The sequence below is a fragment of the Candidatus Allofournierella excrementavium genome (assembly GCF_048526665.1).
Lineage (GTDB): Bacteria > Bacillota > Clostridia > Oscillospirales > Ruminococcaceae > Allofournierella_A > Allofournierella_A excrementavium.
Map to the genome: position 1 here is coordinate 167,343 of NZ_DBGFPE010000016.1, position 7,347 is coordinate 174,689.

The window sequence follows — 7,347 nt, forward strand, 5'->3', positions numbered from 1 at the left end:
GTGAAGGCGGGAGCAGAGGAAAACAATGGGCAAAAGCATAAAAGTGAACTATTTCCTCAATATGAGCTATCAGGTGCTGGTGCTCCTTGTGCCGATCGTTACAACACCGTACATTGCCCGAACGCTGGGTGCGGAAGGAATCGGCATCTGCAGCTACACCTATTCTGTGGTTTCCTGCTTTGTGCTGGCTGCGGTGATGGGCACAACGTCCTATGCCCAACGGACCATTGCATACTACCAGAACGATGTGGTCGAACGAAGCAGAAAGTTTTTCGACGTTTTTTCATTTCGCCTTGTGACCACACTGCTGTGCAGTGCGGTCTATTGCGTTTATCTGGCTTCGGGATTTTGCAAGTACAAGGTGCCCGCCCTGGTGCAGATGCTGTATCTGGTGGCTGTTGCGGCGGACGTCTCCTGGTTGTTTCAGGGGATGGAAGAGTTCAAAAAAATCGTCGTGCGGGACACACTGACCAAACTGCTGAACGTCTTTCTGCTGTTTTTAATGGTAAAATCTCCGAACGACGTGGTGGTCTACACCGGGATACTCGGCGGCATGACGCTGCTGGGAAATCTGTCGGTGTGGCCGTACGTGCCGCGACTTGTCTGCGCCATTCCGATGCGGGAATGGCGGCCGTTCAAGGATGTGCGGGAGATATTTCTCTTGTTCATTCCGACCATTGCGATCCAGCTGTACAGCGTGCTGGACAAAATGATGATCGGGGCGTTCTCGCCCAGCGCGGCTGAAAACGGGTATTATGAGCAGACCGAGAAGGTAGTGCGTGTTGCACTGATGGTCGTCACCTCACTGGGAACGGTGGTAGCGCCCCGGATCGCCCAGCTGTATCACAAACAGGATGAAGCGGGGATCAAGAGCTACCTGAAAAAGTCGTTTCAGTTCGTGTGGCTTCTGGGCGTGCCCATCATGTGCGGCCTTATTGGATTTGCACATCTGTTTGTGCCGGTGTTTTACGGACCGGGCTATGAGAAGATCGAGATCCTGATGCCCATCTACAGCTGTGTGGTGGTCGCTGTTTCCATCAGCAATGTGGTCGGCGTGCAGTACCTCATCCCCACAAAGCAGCAGAACGTATATACGATGGCCGTTGTGACCAGCGCTGTGGTGAACGTGGCCATGAACGCGGTGCTGATCCCAAGATTTCTTTCGGTGGGCGCGGCGGCCGCATCAGTCGCAGCAGAAACGGTAGGAGCATCGATGTTGCTTGCCTTCCTCAGCAGGAAAAAGCTTGTAAACATTGGGGAATTGCTGCGCCTTTCGGTAAAAAACTGGATCGGCGGGCTGTTGATGCTGGTCGCGGTCTATCTGTTCTGCCGGTCGGCAGATCAGACGTTCCTGATGCTGTGTGTGGCCATTGGAGGCGGCGCATCCGTATATTTTGGAACGCTGTTGTTGATGCGCGACGCATTTCTTATGGAAAATATAAAGATGGTATACGCCAGGCTGAGAAATAAACGGAACCGCCAGGCCCCGGACGGAAAGGGCTGACACGGACGGTTCCGCTTCACGGCGCTGCGCAAGCCAGGAATACAGAAGGGGGATCACGTGGCTGTGATGGAAAGAACACCGGGGAAAAAGCTGACGTTCCGAGAGGCGCAGCTGGGGGCGTTTGAGGTGCTGCGGTTCATCGACAAACTGTGCACAGAGCAGCAGCTGACCTATTTTTTGATGTATGGCTCGCTGATCGGCGCCATTCGCGACAAGGGCATCATCCCCTGGGACGACGACATCGACGTGATGATGCCCCGGCCTGACTACGACAGGCTGGTGCGCTACTGTGCCGGGCACGAGAAGGAGATGGCTCCCTTCAAGCTGTTTGAAAACTCGCTGGTGCCCCAGTATCCCCATCCCATCGCCCGCATGAGCGACATGCGCTATAAAATCGAGTTTGACAACGAAAAGGACTACGGCATCGGCTTGTTCGTGGATATTTATCCTCTGGACGGCGTGGGCAGCGATATGGCTGCGGCCCAGAAGCTGGTGCACAAAAGCAAGCGCACCGCATCGCTCTGCTTCCTCACCAGCCGGAAGGGATACGGCGTGGATAACACCGCCTCCCGCCTGAAAATGGCCGTCAAACTGCCCGCTTATCTTTGGGCGAACCTGCTGGGCAACCGGCATTACATCCAAAAGCAGGAGTGCCAGTGCCGGAAAAACGTCTATGAGGCCAGCGAATATGTGGCCTGTGTGGCTCAGCCCTGGACGGAGCGCCGGGGGCAGAACAAGAACGTCTACAAAAAAGAGTGGTTCTCCACCATCCGTGTACCCTTTGAGACCGGCGAGTTTCCTGTCCCGGCGGAGTACGACCGCATTCTGAAAATGGGTTACGGCGATTATATGACTCCGCTGCCGGAAGACCAGCGGGGGACCCACCACACATACGATACCTATCGTTTGGACGAACAGTGAGCAGGTGCCGGGAATGAACGGGTTTGTTGCGATTTTCAAAAAAGTAAACGGGGCGGCGGTGCTGCGGCAGTATGCTCAGTCCCGGGTGCTGTTCTTCGCGCTGGTGCAGACGGCGCTGCAGGGCTTTTCCCGCACATCGCTGGAGATCGTGCGCCTTTCGGTGAACAACCGGGTGCTGCGCCGGCTGCGCAAAAAGTACCGCCGTTTCATCGCCGACTGGCAGGCACAAAACGGCGAAACGCTGCCCCGGCAGTGCTCAAACAAGGTCTGGGTCTGTTGGCTGCAAGGGATGGAGAACGCGCCGGACGTGGTGAAACGGTGCCACCGCTCCCTGCAGGAGAACCTGCCTGACCGGGAGATCGTGCTGCTCACCCAGGAAAATTACAGGGATTACGTTTCCTTCCCGGCATTCATCGAGGAGAAGATACAGGCGGGCCTCATCACGCGCACCCATCTGACCGACCTTCTGCGTCTGGAGCTGCTGCTCCGTTACGGCGGCACCTGGATCGACTCAACGGTGTTCTGCTCCGGCAAAAACATCCCGGAATATATGCTGGACTCAGACCTGTTTTTGTTCCAAACTCTCAAGCCGGGGCGGGACGGTCAGGCAACGGTCATCTCCAGCTGGTTCATCACTGCCTGCACAAATCATCCCATCCTCCTTCTGACGCGGGCACTGTTGTATGAATACTGGGCGCATCACAAAAAGATGGTCGATTACTTCCTGCTCCATGACATGTTCCAATTGGCCATTGAGGCTTACCCGGAGGAATGGGAGCGGGTCATCCCGGCGGACAACGCCATGCCCCATGTGCTGCTTCTGCGGCTGTTCAGCCCCTTCGATGAGGGTGTTTGGGAAGCGCTGGTCCAGAGAAACTGCTTCCACAAGCTCAGCTACAAATTTGCAGAAGAGATGAAAACGAAACCGGGCACCTATTATGCCCACCTGATGAACAACGGCCTGCCCCAGTGAGCGGCGGCCCCATCCCCGCGCCCCGCACGCCAAGCCAATGGCGTGCGGGGCGCAGCTGTTTGACATCGCCCCGGAAGTATGGTATATAACAGAAAGAGTGTTCACGAAAAGCAGTATGGTGATAAACATGAACAGACAGGAAATGGACGTTCTGCTCTGCATCGCGCAGGGCTGCAACGAAAATCAACGGGCCCTTGCCCGGATGACAGGCCACTCACTGGGGGTGGTGAACCGCTGCCTGCACACACTGGCAGAGGCGGGGTATCTGAACGAGGCGGATGGACGGCTCACCTCAAAGGCCAGGGAACTGTTGGAAAACTCCCGGCCTTCCGGCGCGATCATTTTGGCGGCGGGATACGGGATGCGCATGGCCCCCATCGGCACAGAGGTCCCCAAGGGGCTGCTGGAAGTGCGGGGAGAACGCCTGATCGAGCGTCTGATCCGCCAGTTGCAGGCGGCAGACGTCACGGATATTTCGGTGGTGGTGGGCTTCAAAAAAGAAGCGTTTGAGTATCTGATGGATGAGTTCGGCGTGAAGCTTGTGGTCAATCCGGAATACGGCACCCGGAATAACCTGTATTCTCTGCTGCGAGCAAAGGAAAAGCTGGGGGGAAGTTATCTGCTGCCCTGTGACCTTTGGTGCGCGGAAAACCCGTTCAGAAGGTATGAGCTGTATTCCTGGTACATGGTGAGCGACGCCCAAAGTGAGGAGAGCGATGTGCGGGTCACCCGCGCAAGAGAGCTTGCGCCGGCAAAACCCGGGCAGGCGGGTGCGCGCATGGTGGGCATCGCTTACTTCACTCCCCGGGACGGAGTGGCGCTGCGCAAGTCTATGGAGACGCTGGAAGCTACCGGTCTGCACAAGAACGATTTTTGGGAGGCGGCGCTGTTTGCGGGCGGTCAGCCTGCGGTGGCGGCCCGTGTGGTGCGGGACGGTGCGGTCAGCGAGATCAACACTTACGAAGAACTGAAAGAACTGGACGGCGCGTCGGTGCATCTGCGCTCGGAAGCGCTGCAGGCGGCAGCGTCGGCGCTGGGCGCTTCGGTGGAAGAGATCCGGGACATCGAGGTGCTCAAAAAGGGAATGACCAACCGCTCCTTCCTCTTCTCCTGCCGGGGGAAACGCTATATCATGCGCGTTCCCGGCGAGGGGACAGAGCGGCTCATCGACCGGGCCCAGGAAGCGCAGGTCTATCGCGCCATTGCAGGCAGAGGGCTGTGTGATGACCCGGTCTATCTCGACCCTGACACGGGATTCAAGATCACGGCTTTTCTGGAAGGAGCAAGAAGCTGCGACAGCGCCAGCGCGGACGATCTTCGCCGCTGCATGAAAAAGCTGCGGGAATTCCACGGGATGAAATTGCAGGTGGGGCATACCTTTGACATCTTCGCTCAGATCGATTTTTACGAAGACCTGTGGGCGGGAGTGCCCTCTGTGTACCGGGATTATGAAACGACAAAAGCGAATGTGCTGAAACTCCGCCCCTACATCGAGGCGCACGCGGGCCGCAAGGTGCTCACCCACATTGACGCCGTGCCGGACAATTTTCTCTTTTATCCCGATGGGGCGGGGGAGGCTCTGCAGCTGACCGACTGGGAATATGCCGGCATGCAGGACCCCCATGTGGATATTGCCATGTTCTGCATCTACGCCATGTACGATAAAGAACAGGTGGACGCGCTGATCTCGATGTACTTTGAAGGGGATTGCCCTCGGGAGACGCGGCTGAAAATATACTGCTATATCGCAGCCTGCGGGCTGCTGTGGAGCAACTGGTGCGAATTCAAGCGGAACCTTGGCGTGGAGTTCGGGGAGTATTCCCTGCGCCAGTACCGCTATGCCAAGGAGTATTTCCGTCTGTTCAAAGCGCAGTGCCCGGAGGGCCTGCCGGATGTGCAGACAAGAGGGGAGAACGGGGAATGAGCTTTATCGTGGATAACGCGGTCATCCTGGCGGCAGGATTTTCCAGCCGGTTCGCGCCGCTCTGCGCCGAGCGCCCCAAGGCGCTGATCCCCGTGCGGGGCGAAGTGCTGATCGAGCGTCAGATCCGCCAGCTGCGGGAAGCCGGGGTGAAAGACGTCATTGTGGTGACGGGCTACAAAAAAGAGGCGTTTGAGTACCTGCGGGACAAACTGGGCGTGATCCTGGTGGAAAACCCGGAGTATGCCCGGCGGAACAACCATTCTTCCATCCGGGCGGCGGCCCGCTATCTGGGCAACAGCTACATCTGCTCCTCGGACAATTATTTTGAGCGAAACCCCTTTGAAAACCGGGTGGACGCGCCCTACTACGCGGCGGTGTATGCGGCGGGGCAGACACGGGAATGGTGCCTGACCACCGACCGGGAGGACTGGATCACCGGCGTGACGGTGGGCGGGCACGACCAGTGGTACATGCTGGGGCATGTGTTCTGGAACGCGGACTTCGCGCGGACCTTCCTCTCCATACTGGACGCCTGTTACGACGCGCCGGAAACAGAGGGGCTGCTGTGGGAGTCCATCTATGCGGCCCATCTGGACCGGCTGAAGTTGAAGATGCGCCGGTATGAGCAAAACGTGATCCGGGAGTTCGACACGTTGGACGAGCTGCGGGAATTTGACGAGACCTATCGGAACGACACCGGCTCGCCGCTGATGGAGAGTCTGGCCCGGCGTTTCGGCTGCCCGCAGGGGGCTATCACCGGCTGCCGGCCCTGGCATGTGTCCGGCGGCCAGCCGGAAGGCTTTTTGTTTGAATACGCCGGCCGCACTTACCGCTGCCGCTACACGGACGGACAGGTGGAAGCGGCAGACGAGCGGTGAACCCGGACGGCGGGGGACGTTCCCCGCACGGCCGGCATCCGGAACGAAACGGGAGAGGACGGGAAGATTATGATAACGGGACTCTCGGCGGGTGTCCTGTGGGCGCTGGACACCGTAATATTGGGCATCGCGCTCTCCATGACGCCCTTTGCGTCTGCCGGTCAGGCAGTGGCGCTGGCCCCCTTCGTAAGCACGTTCCTCCATGACGCGTGTTCCTCTCTGTGGATGCTGCTGTACATGGGGGCCCGGCGGCAGTGGAGGCAGACCTTCCGCGCCCTCAAGACCCGCAGCGGCAGGTTTATCCTGCTGGGGGCGCTGCTGGGCGGACCCGTCGGAATGACGGGCTATGTGTATGCTATCCACTCCATCGGCCCGGCCTACACCGCCGTCATTTCCTCTGTGTTCCCGGCGGTGGGAGCGCTGCTTTCCTGGGTGTTCCTGAAAGAGAGGATGAGGCCGCTTCAAATCGCCGGGTTGGCCGTGAGCATCCTCGGCGTGATGGCGCTGGGCTATGCCCCGGGCTCGGCACGGCCGGAGCATGCCGCGTTCGGCTTTGCCTGCGCTCTGCTGTGCTGCTTCGGATGGGCGGCAGAGGCAGTCATCTGCGCCTGGGGAATGCGGGATCCCGACGTAAGCAATGAACAGGCTTTGCAGCTGCGGCAGCTCACGTCGGCTCTGGTTTACGGCGTGGTGCTGCTGAATGTGTTTCGCGGCTGGGGGCTCACCACCGCGGCGTTGACTGCGGCGGCATTTCCCGTTGTGGCGCTGAGCGCGCTGTTCGGCACAGCGTCTTATCTGTTTTATTACAAGGCCATCAAGACTATTGGGGCAGCAAAGGCGATGGCGCTGAACATCACCTATTCCGCATGGTCCATCCTGTTCTCACTGATCCTTTTGGGCACGATGCCCGACTTGAAAAGTACTGTGTGCGCAGTTGCCATCCTTGGCGGCTCCGTGCTGGCGGGAACAGACCTGAAAGAACTGACCGCCCGATGAAAGAAACAAAGCCGGCCCCCGCATTTCTGCGGGTGCACCTGTAAACTGAAAGTAGACACTCACAAAAGTGTGGGTGTCTACTTTTTTCGTGGTAAGAAGAAGAAAAGGAGGTAGAAAAATGGGAAAGAAAGGGACACCGCATCGAAAGTGG

The 7,347-nt window shown here is 58.4% G+C and carries 6 protein-coding genes; all 6 read left to right on the forward strand.

What is annotated here, in order from left to right; all coding sequences use genetic code 11:
* Positions 1 to 25: 25 nt before the first annotated feature.
* The 6 genes from ACMI1Q_RS05280 to ACMI1Q_RS05305 all read left to right on the forward strand — a co-directional run bounded on the left by ACMI1Q_RS05280 (position 26) and on the right by ACMI1Q_RS05305 (position 7,196).
* Complete coding sequence (locus ACMI1Q_RS05280; RefSeq protein WP_419503034.1) at positions 26 to 1,504, forward strand: oligosaccharide flippase family protein; 1,479 nt, start codon at positions 26 to 28, stop codon at positions 1,502 to 1,504.
* A gap of 66 nt (positions 1,505 to 1,570) precedes the next feature.
* Positions 1,571 to 2,425: a LicD family protein gene (locus tag ACMI1Q_RS05285; RefSeq protein ID WP_330057528.1), complete on the forward strand. Its 855-nt coding sequence runs from the start codon at positions 1,571 to 1,573 to the stop codon at positions 2,423 to 2,425.
* 13 nt (positions 2,426 to 2,438) lie between these two features.
* Positions 2,439 to 3,398: a capsular polysaccharide synthesis protein gene (locus ACMI1Q_RS05290; RefSeq protein WP_330057420.1), complete on the forward strand. Its 960-nt coding sequence runs from the start codon at positions 2,439 to 2,441 to the stop codon at positions 3,396 to 3,398.
* Between the two features lie 127 nt (positions 3,399 to 3,525).
* The gene (locus tag ACMI1Q_RS05295; protein ID WP_419503035.1) at positions 3,526 to 5,322 is read left to right on the forward strand and encodes an NTP transferase domain-containing protein; all 1,797 of its coding nucleotides are present in this window, start codon (positions 3,526 to 3,528) and stop codon (positions 5,320 to 5,322) included.
* Positions 5,319 to 6,200, forward strand: a complete 882-nt coding sequence (locus tag ACMI1Q_RS05300; protein ID WP_419503036.1) for an NTP transferase domain-containing protein — start codon at positions 5,319 to 5,321, stop codon at positions 6,198 to 6,200. Before ACMI1Q_RS05295 ends, ACMI1Q_RS05300 begins: the two co-directional genes overlap by 4 nt.
* 69 nt (positions 6,201 to 6,269) lie before the next feature.
* Positions 6,270 to 7,196, forward strand: coding sequence for a DMT family transporter (locus ACMI1Q_RS05305; protein WP_419503037.1), 927 nt, complete (start codon positions 6,270 to 6,272; stop codon positions 7,194 to 7,196).
* Positions 7,197 to 7,347 lie beyond the last annotated feature (151 nt).